Raw genomic sequence first — 15,806 nt, 5'->3', positions numbered from 1 at the left:
TGTTCGCCATTCTCTGTCCTCCGTTTCCTAAACATAACGGTGGACCAGTTCAGATGGGGCACTCCAGCGGATCAGGCGTCGCCGGCGGCGAGGAAGGCTTCCACGTCGGCGCGGCGCGGCATCGGTTCCACCGCACCGAACCCCTGCGTCGAGAGCGCAGCGGCCGCGTTGGCATAGCGGGCGGCGGCGAAGGGGTCGTCGCCGAGGACGGTCCGGGCGAGGAAGGTGCCGTCGAACGTGTCGCCGGCGCCAGTGGCGTCGACCGGCTTCACCTTGCGACCTGCGATCAGTTCGCGGCGCTCGGGGGTTGCAACCATGGTGCCGCGGGCACCGAGAGTCAGGGCCACGACCTTGGCGCCCAGGCCGAGGTAGAAGTCGACGATCGCCTCGGGCTCTTCGAGACCGGTCAGGTGGATGGCATCGTCCAGGCCGGGCAGGGCGATGTCGCATTTGGCGACGCCTGCGTGGATCACTGCCCGAGCGCGGTCGAGCGGCCAGAGTTTCAGCCGCAGGTTGGTGTCGTAAGATACCAGACCGCCCGCGGCCTTAGTGATGTCGATGGCCTCGAAGACGGCGTCGGCTGCCGAGGCGGAAATCGCCTGGCTGATGCCCGAGACGTGGAGGATCTTCGTCGAGCGGAGCGCTTCGACCGGCAGGTCGGCCGGGGACATGGTGCTAGCCGCGGACCCGGCCCGGAAATAGCTGAACTCGTGCCCGTCCGCCCCGTGGGTCACGAAGTAGACGGCCGTCGGCGCCGTGGAGATCTGCTTGACGCTCGAGGCGTCGACGCCCTCGGCGGCCCAGAGATCGATGAACCCTTTGCCGAATGTGTCGTTTCCGAGCAGCGTGAAATAGCCGGCCTTGACCCCCTGCCGAGCAGCGGCGCAAGCGGCGTTGGAGGTGTCGCCACCGTGCCCAGGTTTGTACATCCCGTCAGGCTGCTGGTTGAATTCCAGCATGGGTTCGCCGAGGCAAAGGATGTCTGTGGTCATGTCGGGTCTCGCTGATCGAATGAAGGTTTGTCCCGCAAGGGTCGGGAGGCTGACAAGACAGTAACGTATTGTGCACTGATATGCTAGCGGGACAAATTGCGGCAGGCCCCTGCATTGGCGATTCCGCCTTGACGCCCGGAGTGTCGCAGCCCTTGGGCCGTCGATCTGGTTGCCGCGCTTCTCTCGGGCCGGTATTGCACGGCTGCGAAAGAGGGGGCGAGCATGGCGAAAACTGGACAGGACGGCGAAGGCGAACGCGCGAAGTCGAAGCGCGTCGGCTCATTGCGATCTCTCTTCCCCTTCCTTGCACCCTATCGTGGCTACGTGATCCTTGCCGGCTTCGCGCTGACCCTCACCGCGACGGTCTCGTTGCTTCTGCCGATTGCCGCGCGGCGAGTGGTGGACGGGTTCGGTGACGGCGCGGTTCACCTGCTCGACCGCTATTTTCTCGCCGCGATAGGCATCGCCGCCGTCTTCGCGCTCGGAACCGGGCTGCGCTACTACGTGGTGACCCGGCTGGGCGAACGGGTCGTGGCCGATATCCGCGAGGCCGTCTTCAGCCGGATGATCGGCATGAGCCCGGCCTATTTCGAGAATCTGATGACCGGCGAGGTCATCAGCCGCATCACGACTGACACCACCCTGATCCTCTCGGTCATCGGCTCGTCGGTGAGCTGGTTCCTCCGCAACACGCTCATGTTCCTTGGCGGCCTCGCCATGATGTTCTTCACGTCGGTCAAGCTAACGGTGATGGTGCTCGCAATCGTGCCCATCGTGATCGTGCCGATCCTGGCGCTTGGTCGCCGCCTTCGCGCCCTGAGCCGGCAGAACCAGGACTGGATCGCGAAAAGCTCCGGCAATGCCTCCGAGGCGCTGCAGGCAGCGCAGACGGTACAGGCCTACTCGCACGAAGCCGCCAGCCGGAGCCAGTTTGCCGAGATGACAGAGGCCAGCTACCGCTCGGCGAAGACCCGCATCACGGTCAGGGCGCTGCTCACGATTATCATCATATTCGTGGTGTTCTCCGGCATTCTCGGCGTCCTCTGGATCGGCGCGCGCGATGTGCGGGCCGATGTGATGACCGCGGGCGAATTGGTGCAATTCCTGATCTACGCAGGCATCATGGCCGGTTCCGTGGCCGCGCTCTCCGAGATCTGGGGCGAGCTGCAGCGCGCTGCGGGGGCGACGGAGCGCTTGGTGGAACTGCTGGACGCCGAGGACGCGGTGACCGATCCCGAGACGCCGCGGGCGCTCCCGGCGCCGGTGACCGGTCGTATCGCCTTCGACAATGTCGATTTCCACTACCCGAGCCGCCCGGCGGACGCCGCGTTGAACGGGGTCAGCTTCACCGTGTCGCCCGGAGAGCAGATCGCGCTGGTGGGTCCATCCGGTGCCGGCAAATCAACCGTTCTGCAACTCCTGCTGCGCTTCTACGATCCAAGCTTCGGCGAGATCCGCCTGGATGGGGTGCCGCTGCGGGAGATGGAACGCGCCACTTTCCGCAGGGCGCTTGCCCTGGTGCCGCAGGATCCCGTCATCTTCGCCGACACCGCGCGCGAGAACATCCGCTTCGGCCGTCCCGAGGCCAGCGATGCGGAGGTCGAGGCGGCCGCCAGGGCCGCCGCGGCGGACGGGTTCATCTCGGCGCTGCCCGATGGCTACGACAGCTACGTCGGTGAGCGCGGCGTTATGCTCTCGGGCGGGCAGAAACAACGGATCGCGATCGCCCGTGCGATCCTGCGTGACGCCCCGGTGCTGCTGCTTGACGAGGCGACCTCGGCGCTCGATGCCGAGAGCGAGCGCGCCGTGCAGCAGGCGGTCTCCGCGCTCAGCGAGGGGCGCACGACGATCATCGTGGCGCACAGGCTGGCGACGGTGAAACAGGCTGACCGCATACTCGTCTTCGACGGCGGGCGGATTGTGGCCGAAGGCACGCACGACTCCCTGGTGGCCGAAGGCGGGCTCTACGCAAGGCTCGCGCGCCTCCAGTTCACGGACGGTCTTGCGGCGGAGTAGCGTCGCCGACAGTGTTGGACGGGGCTGTTGCGTGACGCAGGGGCACAATTCCCGTTGCGCAGCGTCAGACTTGCGGCGGATAGTTCAATCGCCCCAATTCACAGGACGTGCGGGAGTTGGCACGACGAGGGAGGACACCGGATGAGCTTTGCGACCGTCGCCGATCGCGATGCGATCGACAACGAGATGCCGTGGGAGGAACGCGATGTTCCGACCACCATGTACCAATTCCTGAGCGCTGCGCGGGACAATCACGGCAGTCGGCCGGCTGTCTCGTTCCAGCTGCTGTCACATCCGGGCGCTCCTGCTGAAACCTTCACTTGGTCGGAGCTTCACGCGAGGACCGCCCAGGCGGCCAACCTGTTCCGGTCGCTCGGGGTCGGCGAAGGGGATGTCGTCGCCTTCCTGCTGCCGAACTGCAGCGAAACGGTCTTTACCCTGCTCGGCGGGATGGTTGCCGGTATCGTGAACCCGATCAACCCGCTCCTCGAGCCGGACCAGATCTCCGCGATCCTGCGGGAGACCAACGCGAAGGTCCTGGTGACGCTGAAGGCCTTCCCGAAATCCGACGTCGCGCAAAAGGCCGCCGAGGCCGTGGATCACGCGCCCAACGTCAAGCATGTGCTCGAGGTGGACCTGCTGCGCTACCTCACTGGGCTCAAGAAATGGATCGTGCCGTTCCTTCGCCCGAAGATGACCGTCGAGCACACGGCGCGGATCCGGGACTTCAACGAGGCGATGGCCGAACAGCCGGCCGATCGCCTGACATTCGCGGACAGCACTGGCGACCGGGTGGCGGCCTATTTCCACACCGGCGGCACCACCGGCATGCCGAAGGTCGCGCAACATCTCTATTCGGGGATGATCTACAACGGCTGGCTCGGGAACCGCCTGCTGTTCAGCAACCAGGACAACGTGCTCTGTCCGTTGCCGCTGTTCCACGTTTTCGCGGTGCATCCGATCCTGATGTCGATGATCGCCTCGGGCGCGCACGTGGTGTTTCCGACGCCTCAGGGCTATCGGGGCGACGGTGTCTTCGACAATTTCTGGAAGCTCGTGGAGCGCTGGAAGGTCACCTTCATGATCGGTGTGCCGACGGCTTTCGCGGCGCTGATGCAGCGGCCGGTGAATGCCGATGTCTCCACGCTGGAAAAGGCGTTCTCCGGGTCGGCGCCCCTGCCGGTCGAACTCTACAACCGGTTCGAACGCGCGACAGGGGTCGAGATCATCGAGGGTTACGGTCTGACCGAAGCGACCTGCCTCGTTTCGATCAACCCTGTCGAGGGAAACAAGAAGATCGGGTCGGTTGGGATCCCCTTCCCGCATACCGACGTCAAGATCCTGCAGCACACGCCGGACGGCCCGCGCGAATGCGCCACCGACGAGGTCGGCGAGATCTGTATCGACAACCCCGGCGTCTATGCGGGCTCGACATACACCGAAGCCGACAAGAACCACGATCTGTTCCATCACGACGTATACCTCCGTACCGGCGATCTCGGTCGGATCGATGCGGATGGCTACCTCTGGATTACGGGGCGTGCGAAGGACCTCATCATTCGTGGCGGGCACAACATCGATCCGGCGGTGATCGAGGAGGCCCTGGCCGGGCATCCCGCCGTGGCGTTCGCGGGCGCCATCGGGCAACCGGACAGTTTCGCGGGCGAACTGCCCTGCGCCTATGTGGAGCTTGTTCAGGACGCGAAGGTCACGGAAGACGAGTTGATGGAGTTCATCCGGCCCCGGATCACCGAGCGCGCCGCCATCCCCAAGTACCTTGAGATCCTACCGGAGCTGCCCAAGACGGCGGTCGGCAAGGTCTTCAAACCTGAACTGCGCAAGATGGCCATCGCAAGGGTTTTCAACGGGGCGCTCAGGGAAGCCAAAATCGCGGCCGCCGTGGTCAGGGTTCAGGAAGACAAACGACGGGGTCTCCTCGCTCTTGTTGAACGTCAGGGCGAGGTCGATGATGAGGCCGTGACGCACCTCCTCGGCAACTTTTCGCAGCCCTGGGAGTGGCACGTCCGGGACAACGATTGATCCTTACTTCAGCAAATGCCTGCCTTAGCCGATCCCGTGGCCGTCTTCGCGGCCGCGGGGATGCTGAAAGTTGCAATTGCGGGAGGTACGATTTCGTCTGGTTTAAAAAGCCACGCTGGCCGCTTTGGCGAGATGGTCGATCTCGGCTTCGCGCAGAGGCGGGGGAAGCCTTGAAATCTACCTCCATCATCACGCGCCTTTTCGAGTGATCTGCAGCGGGTCGCCGGCACCGCCGCGCGCCAATCGCGAGAATAATTCTCACCTTGCCAATGGCACGTTCTTGCGTGGGTGGTTCCTGATTCTGCTAGTGGACGATGAACTCCGCATGGAGAGCGCCGGCAGCCTTGATGCTGGTCAGAATGTCGATCAGATCCCTTGGCGCGACGCCGAGCGCGTTGAGCCCCGCCACAACCTCCGCGAGCGAGGTGCCACCCGATACTTCGGCGAGCCCGATACCCGGCTCCTCCACGATCTCCGCGTTGGTTCTCGGAAGGACCAGACTTTCCCCCTCGGCAAACGGGTTCGGTTGCGCGGCGACAGGGCTTTCCTCGATGCGGAGTGTCAGGTTGCCCTGAGACACTGCCACGCGAGAGATCCTGACATCGTCACCCATCACGATTGTTCCCGACCGTTGGTCGACCACCACCCGGGCCCGGCGTTCGGGCTCGACCCGCAGGTTTTCCAACTGGCTGATCGCCCGGGCCGGAGAGCCGGCCCGCGTTGCGTTAATGTCGAGTTCGATCGTGCCTGCATCGAGCATGCGCGAGACGACACGTCCGAAAGCTCCGTTTATCACGTTCTCGATGCGCTGCGCCGTCGTGAAGTCGGGATCCCGCAACGAGAGACGCATTGTCGTCAGGCCCGAAAAATCGAAGTCGATTTCGCGCTCCACGCGGGCGCCGGCAGGAATCACGCCCGCCGTCGGTACGCCGGACACCACATTCGCGCCATCGCCTTCGGCCTGTACCCCGCCGGCGATCACCGTTCCCTGGCTGACGGCATAGATCTGGCCATCCGCAGCTGTGAGGGGGGTCATGATCAGCGTGCCGCCCATCAGGCTCTTTGCGTCGCCGATCGCGGAGACCGAGACGTCAATTCTGCTCCCCGAGCGCGCGAAGGCGGGCAATGTCGCCGTAACAAAGACCGCGGCGACGTTTTTGGGGCGAAACTGTTCCCCAGCGACGTTCACGCCCAGGCGTTCGAGCATGTTTGCCATTATCTCTTCGGTGAACGGCGAGTTGCGCAGTCCGTCGCCTGTGCCATGCAATCCGACGACGAGGCCGTATCCGACGAGGTCGTTGCCACGCACGCCATCGAATTCAACAAGATCCTTGATCCGTACCGGGCCCGCAGTGAGCGGAGTGGCGAGGATGGCGAAGAAAACAACGAGACAGCGTAGAATCAAAGGTAATCCGCGAGGTTCAGCCGAGCACTGCGGGCTGTCAGCGCATAGAACAATTCAAGGCTGCTTTCGGCCTGTTCCAGCTTGGTAGCGCTTTCGTAGACATCCACAGACAGCAGTTCGGCGAGGCTGAGTTCCAGCGCAGCGATCTCGCTTGCGTTGTTGATTCGGGCATTCTCGAGCGTTTCCTCTGCGACACCGACGATTGCCTGAGTCTGTAACAGGTCGTTGGTCGTCTGAAGCAGCAGATCGCCCGCCATCTTGGCCATGACGGCTTGTTCGGATGGCATGTCCGAAAGTGGCTGGCTGGACATCAGGGCGGACAATGCGAGGCCACGTAGAGTATCACGGATGGCCGAGTCGGCGGCGGTGACATTGAGGTCGACATCGCGGTGAGCGCCAGCCTGCATCGGTGCGAGTGGTGCCGTCGAGCCGGCATAAGCACCCGAGTCGAACCCGCCTCCCGGGGCGAACCAGGCGTCGACGATAGCCTTCACTCCGGACGCGGTGGTCTCCGAAGCGACTGCCGAACCGAGAGCGGACAGGATCGCGTGACTGTCGGCAAGTGGGGCGCGGTCGGTTGCGGCGCCCGAGAACAATGCCCTGCCGCCGAAGCTTGTGTTCAGTTGGCTCACCGACGCATGAAAGGCCTGAGTGGCGGAGGTGCCCAACGTGTCGAAGTGAACAGCGCTGACCGTGGTGCCGGAGGTCAACAGGTCGGTCGACAGAGACAGGGCCGATTGACGTATCGCCTCAAGCGAAGATTGCATTGCACCGGCAAAGTCGGCCGACTCGCTCATCGATTGCCGATAGGCCTCAAGTTGCGACAGGGAGTGTTCCATGGCCGAGACAGGCCCGAAATTTGCGTTCACGGCATTCGAAACCGATGCCGTCTGGCCAGTGGAAAGCTCCGTGGAGAGGCGGACCATGTCCGACTTGAGCTGGGCGTTCCTGCTTCTGAAGATGTAGCTCATCGCGAGGTCGCCTAAGGTGTTCACAGCCATTGCTCAAATCCCCAGAAGCTGATCCAGAAGCTCTTCGATCGTCTGTATGACCCGCGCATTCGCGGCATAAGACTGCTCGATAAGCAGGAGTTTCTGCATTTCGTCATCCGTATCGACGCCGTTGCGCGCTTCTTCCGTGGAGATCGCATCGAGCTGCGCAGCTTCGAAACCCTGACGGGTCTCGGCAGATTGCTGTTGTCGTGAGATCTGCGACAGGACGTCAGACGCGAGTTCGCTGGTCGATCGCTGGAGGCCGGCGGAGGCGCCGGAGGCGGTGGCGCGGCTCTCGTTCAGGCGATCGGTCAGCGCCGACAGGAGCGCGGAATTCCCGACATCGCCGCTGGCAGCAGCCTCTAGCCCGTCCCTCAGGCGCCAACTCTCACCACCAGCATCCGGATCAACGGCGGAATTGATGCCGATCCGGGCGGCGAGACCGATCTCGTCGGACGTATCAAAGGCGCCATTGCCGTCGGTGAACAGGCCGGCGTCGCCGACCGCGAGGGTGGCGTCGAGCGCAGGATCCTGAAACCGTTCGATCAGATCGCGCGCGAGAGCGTCGAGTTCGGTTTGCGCTTCAACGCCGATGCCGTCCCGAATATCGAAGGCGGCCGCCAGTTTGCCGCCGGCGATAGGGTCGTAGGTCCCTCCGATGTCGAGAGGGATGCCATTCAAAGTCAGTCCAGAGAGCGAGCCTGCGTCGTAGGTCATATCCGGCGTGATCGTCCTTGTTGCGGTAAAGCCGATCTCCGCCGCCTGACCGTCGAGCAGGATGGTGCCTCCGGTCGTGAAGAGCGCAATCTGGCCACCGTCCCGGGCGACCTGCCGAACTGGAATGGCCTCGGCGATGGAGTCGACGAGGGCCTGGCGCTGATCCAGCAGGCCGGAGACATCCTGACCCGAATTTCCCATCTTGAAGATCTGCCAGTTCAACGTCTGGATCTGTTCAAGATCGGAATTCAATTGCTCGACCATCGATGCGATGTCGGCATCGGCATTCATCCGTATCTGCTGGACTTCGCTCGAAGCGGATCGGATGTGAATGGCCAGATCCGACGCGGCTTCAACGGCAGCGTCGAGGCGGACCGTCTGATCCGGCCGGCTCGTTGCATTGATGAGAGCGGCGTCGAAGGCGCTGATCTTCGATGCAATCGAGCCGCTCTCCGTGGGGAGGCCGATCGCCGTCTCGATCTGCGACCAGGCTGCGGCCTCGGTCGTTGCATTGGCGAGGCCGGCCTGAGCGATGCGCCTGTCCGAGACCAAACGCTCGTCCACGAGCCTCAGGACACCGTCCACCTGAACGCCCGCGCCGGCGCCGTCCACAGCGTTCGAAGACAGCACCAGTTCGCGTTTCTGATAGCCGGGAGTCATCGCGTTCGCGACGTTGGACGAGACGATCTCGGCCGCGCGCGATGCCGCCGTCAGGCCCGAGAGGGCGTTTGACAGGGAGCCGGACAGGGACATGGTGAACCACCTCGCTTATGCGCGTGCTCAGCGCTTGATGTTGGTCGTTTCCTGAAGCATCTCGTCGACCGTCTGGATGACCTTGGCGTTGGAGGAATAGGCCCGCTGGGTCTGGATCAGATCCGTGAGTTCGCCCGCCACGTCAGTGGAGGATTCCTCGAGCGCGTAACTTACGATGTCGCCGGTGGGGCCGTCGCCGGCGTCCCACAGGAAGAAGCTGCCGCTCTCGTTCGAGGTCGTGTAGGTCTGATTGTCGAGAGAGATAAGGCCGTTGGCGTTGGGAAGATCGACGAGCGGGATCTGGTAGACGACGCGTGAGATGCCGATGTCGAAATTTGCGATCACGTAGCCATTCGCATCAACTTCGACCGATGTCATGTTGCCGACGGGCGAGCCATCCTTGCTGATGGCGGTCGGAGCGAAGCTGTCGGAGAGCTGGGTCAGGCCGGTGCCGGTTCCGACGGCGCCGATGTTGATCGAGATCGGGCCGCCGGCGACATTGACGTCGAATACACCGGTCGCAGCGTCGTAGGCGCCGCCACTGACCTTGGTCACCGACGCGAGCGTGCCACCGCTGGTGCGGGTGTCATCGAAGACCAGAGTGTATTCCCCGATCGTGGCGCCGGCCTGCGCCGAATCCGTCAGGGTCATGGTCCAGGTGTTGGTGGCCGGATCAGTTGCCAGCGCGGGAACTGAGGGCGTGAATGTGACGGTCACGGATTGCGAAGTTCCGAGGTTGTCGTAGTACTCGACCGGCAACGTCAAGGCGGAGCCATCAGCGCCGGCTTCGGTCTCGGTCGCAGGCAGATTGACGCCGAGGGACATCGAGGTCGTCGGCTCGCCGGCATACTGGTTGACGTTGATTTGCACGGGTTCGAGCCCGTCCGCGGTGTCGCGTGCGTAGTCCGGGATCGAGCCATCCGCCGCTGCGGGCCAGCCGAGCAGGACCAAGCCTGATTCGGTCTTGAGGATACCGCTCTCGTCGGTGCGGAACGATCCGGTCGTCGTCAGCAGCATCGAGACGTCGCCGTTGTCGGTGCCGACCGAGGATTCGGTCGTGACCGGCAGGAAGCCGCGTCCGCGCACGGCGAGGTCGGTCGAATTCGAGGTCGTGACAAGCGCGCCGGCCTCGTCGATCATGCGGGTGGTCGTGACCCGGACGCCGCCGGCAGAATACGTTCCGCTGCCGGATTCGATTACCATCGAGTGGAAATCGGCCTCCGCACGCTTGTAGCCGTAGGTCGAGGAGTTGGCGATGTTGTCCGAGATCGTCGCCAGACGGCTCGCGTTCGCGGCCAGCCCGGCCACGCCGGCATTGAGGGAAGAGGAAATGGTCATGGTGCGCCCTTCTGCTGCTGCGACCGGGAATTTCGAGCACTATGAGCATGGTCCGCTTAATGTGGTGCTAACGCCGGAAAGGATCTGAAGAGGTCGCTCAGCCGCCGCTTCCGGAGCGCAGCAGGACAATCTCCAGCCGGTCGTTGCGCATCGACATCGGGTTGCCGACGGCGGGATGCCTGTCGGCGTGACCGCTGACGCGTTCCATACGGGCATCGCCCAGCGGTTCCGAAAGCATTTCCCGCACGGTTTCAGCGCGGCCAAGGGAGTGGTCCCAGGTCGGGTTGACCTTGAGCACCACGGCATGGGAGCGGCTGAATCCCTTGATCGCCACCTTGTTGGTGGAAAAGGCAAAGACACGCCCGACGAGCGCGACCAGTTCCTTGAGGACCGGCATCGGAGCCTCGGAGCCGGCTTGGAACAATGGGTCACCCTCAAGGGAGAAGAGTTCGACGATCAGCCCCTCGTCGGTAACGCGCGTCATGATGTGGCGTAACGTGTTGTCGTCGGCCATGCTCTCTCCGCCGCCGCCGAGGAGCATTGACTCCAGCTCCTTCAGGGCTGCGTCCTCCTTCGTGTGCATCTGCCCGGAAGCGCCGGCGTCTCGGAGCGTCGGCGCCCGATTCGTTGCGCCGACGCCGTTGTGGGCCAGCGTGTCCTCGGTAAACACGGAATCGCCCCCGAGGCTGCCGTCCCCGCCACCGGAGATCCGGTTCAGGGGGATCGTCGGGCTGAAATAGTCCGCGATGCCCTTGCGTTGCTTTTCCGTCGTCGCGTTCAGCAGCCACATCAGCATGAAGAAGGCCATCATGGCGGTGACGAAGTCGGCATAGGCCACCTTCCACGCGCCGCCATGGTGGCCACCACCAGCCACCACCTTCTTGCGTCTGATGATGACCGGCGCGTTTGGTCCTGCGCTCATACCACCACCTTTGTCTCACACCCGGGGCCGAGGGTTACATTCTGCGGGTAAAGGAAGGCTTGCTGCGCGCGCAAGGCGACAAGGAAACCGGTTCGGGGCCCGAACTGGATCCCGCAAAGCCGCTTTTCAGTGCGTTCAAACGCCGAAATGCGAAGGAAAAGCTTCCTGTTTGCAACACTTGGGCGGCAGGGGCCGGAAATCTCTGCGTTTTTTCTGACGATTCCGGGCGATTTGGTGTAACCGGAAAATGAAGAGGCAGATTGCGTCCGGAAAACAGCCCGATAGATGGCACCGAGCGCAAAACAATCGAGGCAGTCACAATGCTCATGAGGGTGATCATCGCTCTTGTCGCATTCGTGCTGGGGGTGCTCCCGGCAGCGGCACAAGGAAACTACCTGATACAGCCGGGCGATCAGCTGGCGGTGGAAATCCTTGAGGATTCCACCCTGAACCGGCAGGTTCTCGTTCTTCCCGATGGCAAGTTCGGATTCCCAATGGTTGGCTCCGTCACCGCGGGAGGCCGCACGGCCGAGCAGGTCGAGCGCTCGATCGCGAGCAGCATCGCCAGCAACTTTTCGGTTACTCCGACCGTGTTCGTCTCCGTCGTCGGGCTCGCACCCACGTCGCCGGCCATTGAGGAAGCGGACAACAGCTTCGTGGTCTATCTGGTGGGTGAAGTGAATGCGCCGGGCCCAAAGGCGGTGTTGCCCGGGACCACGGTGCTGCAGTTGCTGTCGCAGAGCGGTGGGTTTACCAAATATGCCGCGACCAAGCGCCTGCAGCTGCGTCGCGAAGACGCCAACAATCAGCAGCGCATGTACAAGATCAACTATCGCGCGATCTCCCGCGGGGCCGAGATGACGATGGATCCGCAACTCGTCGAGGGCGATGTCCTGCTCGTCCCCGAACGCCGCCTGTTCGAGTAGACGTCCATGCGCGGGGGATGGGTGAACAGGATGTCGGCGGTGACCTGGTCGACACGAGTGGTGGTTGTTGGAACGGTTTCCATGTTCGCCGCGGTCGCCAGCTCGCAGCAGGCACGGGAACTGGGCGAGGAGCTCTTCTTCGACCTGAGCACCGGCTTTCTGGCCAATGACAACTACGAGCGGCTCGAGAAGCCGTCCGGCGACACCTACCTTTGGGTCAGCGATGTGACGCTCGGCTATTCGTCCGAGACCGACGTGTCATCCTTCGACGCGTCGATCGGCGGGCGGCTGCAACTCGGGGAATTCGGCGAGGATCCCGACGAGAACGGCGGGTTCATCAACCCCTTCCTGAGCCTTGCCTACGGCCGTGACGGGGTCGCCTCCGACTTCACCACGTCGCTGCTTCTGCGCGAGACGGACAATGGCCTCGACATCACCGAGATAGAAAACAGCACCGACCTGATCATCGACCAGGGCACGCGCCGCGACCTGAAATTCGCCGCCGGGCTCTCGCTCGGGAAGGACGCGCCAGTCAGTTTCGAGGGCGACCTGGCTTATGCGGAGCGCCGGTTCCTGGACTCGGATGATCCCGACCTGACGGATCAGGATACGATCGCGGTGTCGGCCGAGCTCGGATTCGCGCTGACCCGCACGGCGCAGCTGCTGGTCACAGGCGCCTACGAGGATCGCGACGACGTCGACGACATCAAGAACGACGAGACCAACAGCTCGTTCGGCATCGGCCTGCTGGCCGAGATCGATCCGACGCTGACCTTTCGCGGCACCCTCAGCCACTCGATCAACGAGACAACCCGGACCCGAGACGGGGAGCGGGTGACCGATACCGAAGAGCGGCCGACGATCGACCTGGCGCTTTTCCAGGACCGCAACAACGGGACCAACCGGGTCTCGCTGTCGAGCGAGCTCGACGGTGGCGGATACCGGACGACGCTTTCGGCCGGGCGTGAAATGGAGCTGAGAGACGGCTTGCTCGATTTCTCGCTGGGCGTCACCCGCACCGAGAGCGGCCATACCAACCCCGTGGGTTCGCTGGAATGGACGCGTCAGAACCGGGACTCGGTGTTCAGCCTGTCATTCAACAACGGGGTCCAGACGGACGACGACGACAACGAGGTCCTGTTCAGTCGTCTGGCCGCGACCTTCGTGCAGGAGGTCACCGCGGTCTCCGGCTTCCGCGTCTCGGTCGGCACCTCGGCCTCAGAGGGGCTCGACGACGATACCGACGATCGCCGGTATGCGAGCGCCGGACTTTCCTACTTCCACGATCTCGATCGGGACTGGAGCTTCGTGGCGGGCTACATCCACGAATACTCGGTCGACGGCGGTGACGACACGATGACGTCGAACCAGATCTTCGCCACGATCGACCGTAGGTTCTCCCTGCGACCTTAAAAATACTTGACACGATTTTGTCTGGGGTAAGCGAGTCGGAGCACGGCACTGCTGCGGACGGCCGGATTTTGCCCTCCCGCGCAAGTCGGAAACAATCCATCTGAATGTGACTGACTGTTCGCGGGTCCGCGCATAAACGATATGTTTTCTTGAAGTAGACAGGGGGAAGCACCAATCATCGGTACATGAAGGTGAACCTCAGAGACCCGGCCCCGATGTCCGATGGGGAGAGAGCGATTCTGCTCTCCATCATCGTGCCCTGCTGCCTGGTCGAAGCGGTGCTGCAACTCTCCGACCTCGGGGTGCTCGGCCGGCCCAATCTGCGGATTCTTGCCTATGATTACGGGGCCTTCTGGCCCGGGCTTCTGGGCGGCTGGACGCCGAACTTCGCGCTCCAGCCGGCCACGATGTTCCTGAGCTACGGATTCCTGCACGGCGGCGCGGTCCACCTGGCGCTGAACATGGTCACGCTCTGGTCGCTGGCGCGAGTCGTAATCGCCCGGACCGGTGCCGGCGGGTTTCTCTGGATCTACGTGATCTCCCAGATCGTCGGCGGTGCGGCCTTTGCGCTGCTCTCGCGCTCGGGGCTGCCGATGGTGGGGGCGTCGGGGGCGCTCTTCGGTCTTGCCGGTGCAATCGGCGCCTGGATCTGGCTCTCGCGGCCGACGACGGCGGCCTCGTTCCGCGCCACGCGCCGGCTGCTCGCGGGCCTCGTCGTGATCAACGTGCTGATGTACGTCGCTTTCGCCGGCAGGCTCGCCTGGGAGACCCACCTGGGTGGGTTCATCGCCGGATGGGGCGTGGCGGTCGGCCTGAACCGGAGGTCGGCGGCATGAGTTTCCTGTCGCACCTCCTTCCCGCCGCACTGATGGAGCGGCTGGACCATCACCCGGCGGCCGATGCGCCACCGGAGCCCGAGAACCTGACCTATGCCGTGGGCGACGTTCACGGCTGCGATGCCAAGCTCAAACGGTTGCTGGCGCAGATCGAGGAGGACCGGGACGGCCGCACGGCCGACATCGTGTTCCTCGGCGACTACATCGACCGGGGCCCGGATGGGGCGGGGGTGCTCAGGCGCGTCAAGGCATTGCAGGATGCCGAGCCCGATCGCGTGGTCTGTCTGATGGGCAACCACGACCTGATGATGCTCGATTTCCTGAGCGCGCCGGCCAGCCTGGCGCAGCGCTGGCTCGATTACGGCGGCGAGGAGACGATGACGAGTTTCGGCGTGCCGTCCTACTCGGATGTGGATCTCCGGGAGCGGGCCTCCGTTCGGGCGCGCGCGCTGCGCGAGGCAGCCGGGCCGGGACTTCTGGGGTGGCTCGCGAACCTGCCGCTCTGGTGGCGCTCCGGCAATGTCGTGGCCGTGCATGGGCAGACCGATCCCCTCCGCGCCATGATCGCCCAGAGGGAGAACGTCCTGCTCTGGGGACGCCCAGCCGCCAGGATCGTGCCGCGGCGGGACGGCAGCTGGGTCGTGCACGGCCACACGCCGGTGCCGGAACCGCGGGTGGCCAACCGCCATGTTGCGATCGACACCGCGGCCTTTCGCGGCGGCCCGCTGACAGCAGCCGTGCTCGGCGAAGGCACGCCGCGCTTCCTCTCGGCCACCTGACCCAACCGGACGCGCAGCTTCTGCGCGACTTTGGGCGCGCTCCCCCTGTTTGCTCAGGGAAATTCGTGGCAGATGGGGGCGAATTATACCGACAGGGGCGAGGATGTGGCTTTGCTGATCGAAGAGACCACGCTGCCGGGCGTGCTGGTGCTCACGCCGAAACGGTTCGTCGACGCCAGGGGCTTCTTCTCCGAGAGCTACAACCGCGATCTTCTGCGCGACCGGGGGATCGACCTGACCTTCATCCAGGACAACCACTCGCTGTCCCGCGAACCCGGCACGGTGCGCGGCCTGCACTTCCAGGCGCCGCCGCGCGCCCAGGCAAAGCTCGTCCGCTGCGGCCGAGGGCGGCTTTGGGATGTGGCGGTCGACATCCGGCTGGGCTCGCCGTGCTACGGCAAATGGGTTGGCGTCGAACTGAGCGCCGAAAATGGCCGCCAGTTGCTGATCCCCGAGGGCTTCGCGCATGGCTTCGTCGCGCGTGAGCCGGACACCGAGATCCTTTACAAGTGCACCGAGACCTATGCGCCCGAGACCGCGGGAGTGATCCGCTTCGACGATCCGGTCATCGGAATCGACTGGGGCCTTGATGGACTGACGCCGATCCAGTCGGACAAGGATGCCGCCGCGTCGGGCTTTGCCGGTTTCCAATCCCCATTCCGGTTCGAGGGCTGAGC

At 64.0% G+C, this 15,806-nt stretch carries 13 protein-coding genes; 7 read left to right on the top strand and 6 right to left on the bottom strand.

Translation table 11 applies throughout. The annotated features are described in order from the left end of the window. Nucleotides 1-71 precede the first annotated feature (71 nt). Nucleotides 72-992 (bottom strand): sugar kinase, encoded by a 921-nt coding sequence (locus tag ACFQ2S_RS21060; RefSeq protein ID WP_386077619.1) that lies wholly within the window; start codon nucleotides 990-992, stop codon nucleotides 72-74. A gap of 222 nt (nucleotides 993-1,214) precedes the next feature. Between ACFQ2S_RS21060 and ACFQ2S_RS21055 the strand changes: the two genes are divergently transcribed. Together ACFQ2S_RS21055 and ACFQ2S_RS21050 are read left to right on the top strand one after the other, a co-directional pair. Then, on the top strand, nucleotides 1,215-3,008 hold the full coding sequence (locus ACFQ2S_RS21055; protein WP_386077616.1) for an ABC transporter transmembrane domain-containing protein: 1,794 nt from the start codon (nucleotides 1,215-1,217) through the stop codon (nucleotides 3,006-3,008). A 141-nt stretch (nucleotides 3,009-3,149) separates the two neighbouring features. Further along, complete coding sequence (locus ACFQ2S_RS21050; RefSeq protein WP_386077614.1) at nucleotides 3,150-5,048, top strand: acyl-CoA synthetase; 1,899 nt, start codon at nucleotides 3,150-3,152, stop codon at nucleotides 5,046-5,048. A gap of 304 nt (nucleotides 5,049-5,352) precedes the next feature. On the opposite strand, the gene ACFQ2S_RS21045 is transcribed toward ACFQ2S_RS21050, so the two are convergent. The 5 genes from ACFQ2S_RS21045 to ACFQ2S_RS21025 form a co-directional block, all read right to left on the bottom strand. Next, the gene (locus ACFQ2S_RS21045; protein WP_386077644.1) at nucleotides 5,353-6,450 is read right to left on the bottom strand and encodes a flagellar basal body P-ring protein FlgI; all 1,098 of its coding nucleotides are present in this window, start codon (nucleotides 6,448-6,450) and stop codon (nucleotides 5,353-5,355) included. Further along, nucleotides 6,450-7,454 (bottom strand): hypothetical protein, encoded by a 1,005-nt coding sequence (locus ACFQ2S_RS21040; protein WP_386077612.1) that lies wholly within the window; start codon nucleotides 7,452-7,454, stop codon nucleotides 6,450-6,452. The genes ACFQ2S_RS21045 and ACFQ2S_RS21040 overlap by 1 nt, the downstream gene beginning before the upstream one ends. Before the next feature lie 3 nt (nucleotides 7,455-7,457). Next, the gene (gene flgK / locus ACFQ2S_RS21035; protein ID WP_386077609.1) at nucleotides 7,458-8,915 is read right to left on the bottom strand and encodes a flagellar hook-associated protein FlgK; all 1,458 of its coding nucleotides are present in this window, start codon (nucleotides 8,913-8,915) and stop codon (nucleotides 7,458-7,460) included. 27 nt (nucleotides 8,916-8,942) lie between these two features. Continuing rightward, nucleotides 8,943-10,253, bottom strand: a complete 1,311-nt coding sequence (locus tag ACFQ2S_RS21030) for a flagellar hook protein FlgE (protein WP_386077607.1) — start codon at nucleotides 10,251-10,253, stop codon at nucleotides 8,943-8,945. Between the two features lie 97 nt (nucleotides 10,254-10,350). Beyond that, on the bottom strand, nucleotides 10,351-11,175 hold the full coding sequence (locus tag ACFQ2S_RS21025; protein WP_386077604.1) for a flagellar motor protein MotB: 825 nt from the start codon (nucleotides 11,173-11,175) through the stop codon (nucleotides 10,351-10,353). Nucleotides 11,176-11,501: 326 nt separating this feature from the next. On the opposite strand from ACFQ2S_RS21025, the gene ACFQ2S_RS21020 reads away from it, so the two are divergent. From ACFQ2S_RS21020 to rfbC, 5 genes are all read left to right on the top strand, one after another. Further along, nucleotides 11,502-12,101 carry a polysaccharide biosynthesis/export family protein gene (locus tag ACFQ2S_RS21020; RefSeq protein ID WP_386077602.1) on the top strand — a complete coding sequence of 200 codons (600 nt, stop codon included), beginning with the start codon at nucleotides 11,502-11,504 and terminating at the stop codon, nucleotides 12,099-12,101. A 39-nt stretch (nucleotides 12,102-12,140) separates the two neighbouring features. Beyond that, nucleotides 12,141-13,514, top strand: a complete 1,374-nt coding sequence (locus tag ACFQ2S_RS21015) for a hypothetical protein (RefSeq protein ID WP_386077600.1) — start codon at nucleotides 12,141-12,143, stop codon at nucleotides 13,512-13,514. Nucleotides 13,515-13,729: 215 nt separating this feature from the next. Next, nucleotides 13,730-14,350 (top strand): rhomboid family intramembrane serine protease, encoded by a 621-nt coding sequence (locus ACFQ2S_RS21010; RefSeq protein ID WP_386077597.1) that lies wholly within the window; start codon nucleotides 13,730-13,732, stop codon nucleotides 14,348-14,350. Beyond that, nucleotides 14,347-15,129, top strand: a complete 783-nt coding sequence (locus tag ACFQ2S_RS21005; RefSeq protein WP_386077595.1) for a metallophosphoesterase family protein — start codon at nucleotides 14,347-14,349, stop codon at nucleotides 15,127-15,129. The genes ACFQ2S_RS21010 and ACFQ2S_RS21005 overlap by 4 nt, the downstream gene beginning before the upstream one ends. 72 nt (nucleotides 15,130-15,201) lie before the next feature. Continuing rightward, nucleotides 15,202-15,804, top strand: a complete 603-nt coding sequence (gene rfbC / locus ACFQ2S_RS21000; RefSeq protein WP_386077592.1) for a dTDP-4-dehydrorhamnose 3,5-epimerase — start codon at nucleotides 15,202-15,204, stop codon at nucleotides 15,802-15,804. Nucleotides 15,805-15,806 lie beyond the last annotated feature (2 nt).

The sequence above is a fragment of the Tropicimonas aquimaris genome, assembly GCF_042676185.1.
GTDB lineage: Bacteria > Pseudomonadota > Alphaproteobacteria > Rhodobacterales > Rhodobacteraceae > Tropicimonas > Tropicimonas aquimaris.
The sequence above is the reverse complement of the archived record's forward strand: the minus strand, read 5'-3'. Positions and strand labels throughout refer to the sequence as shown.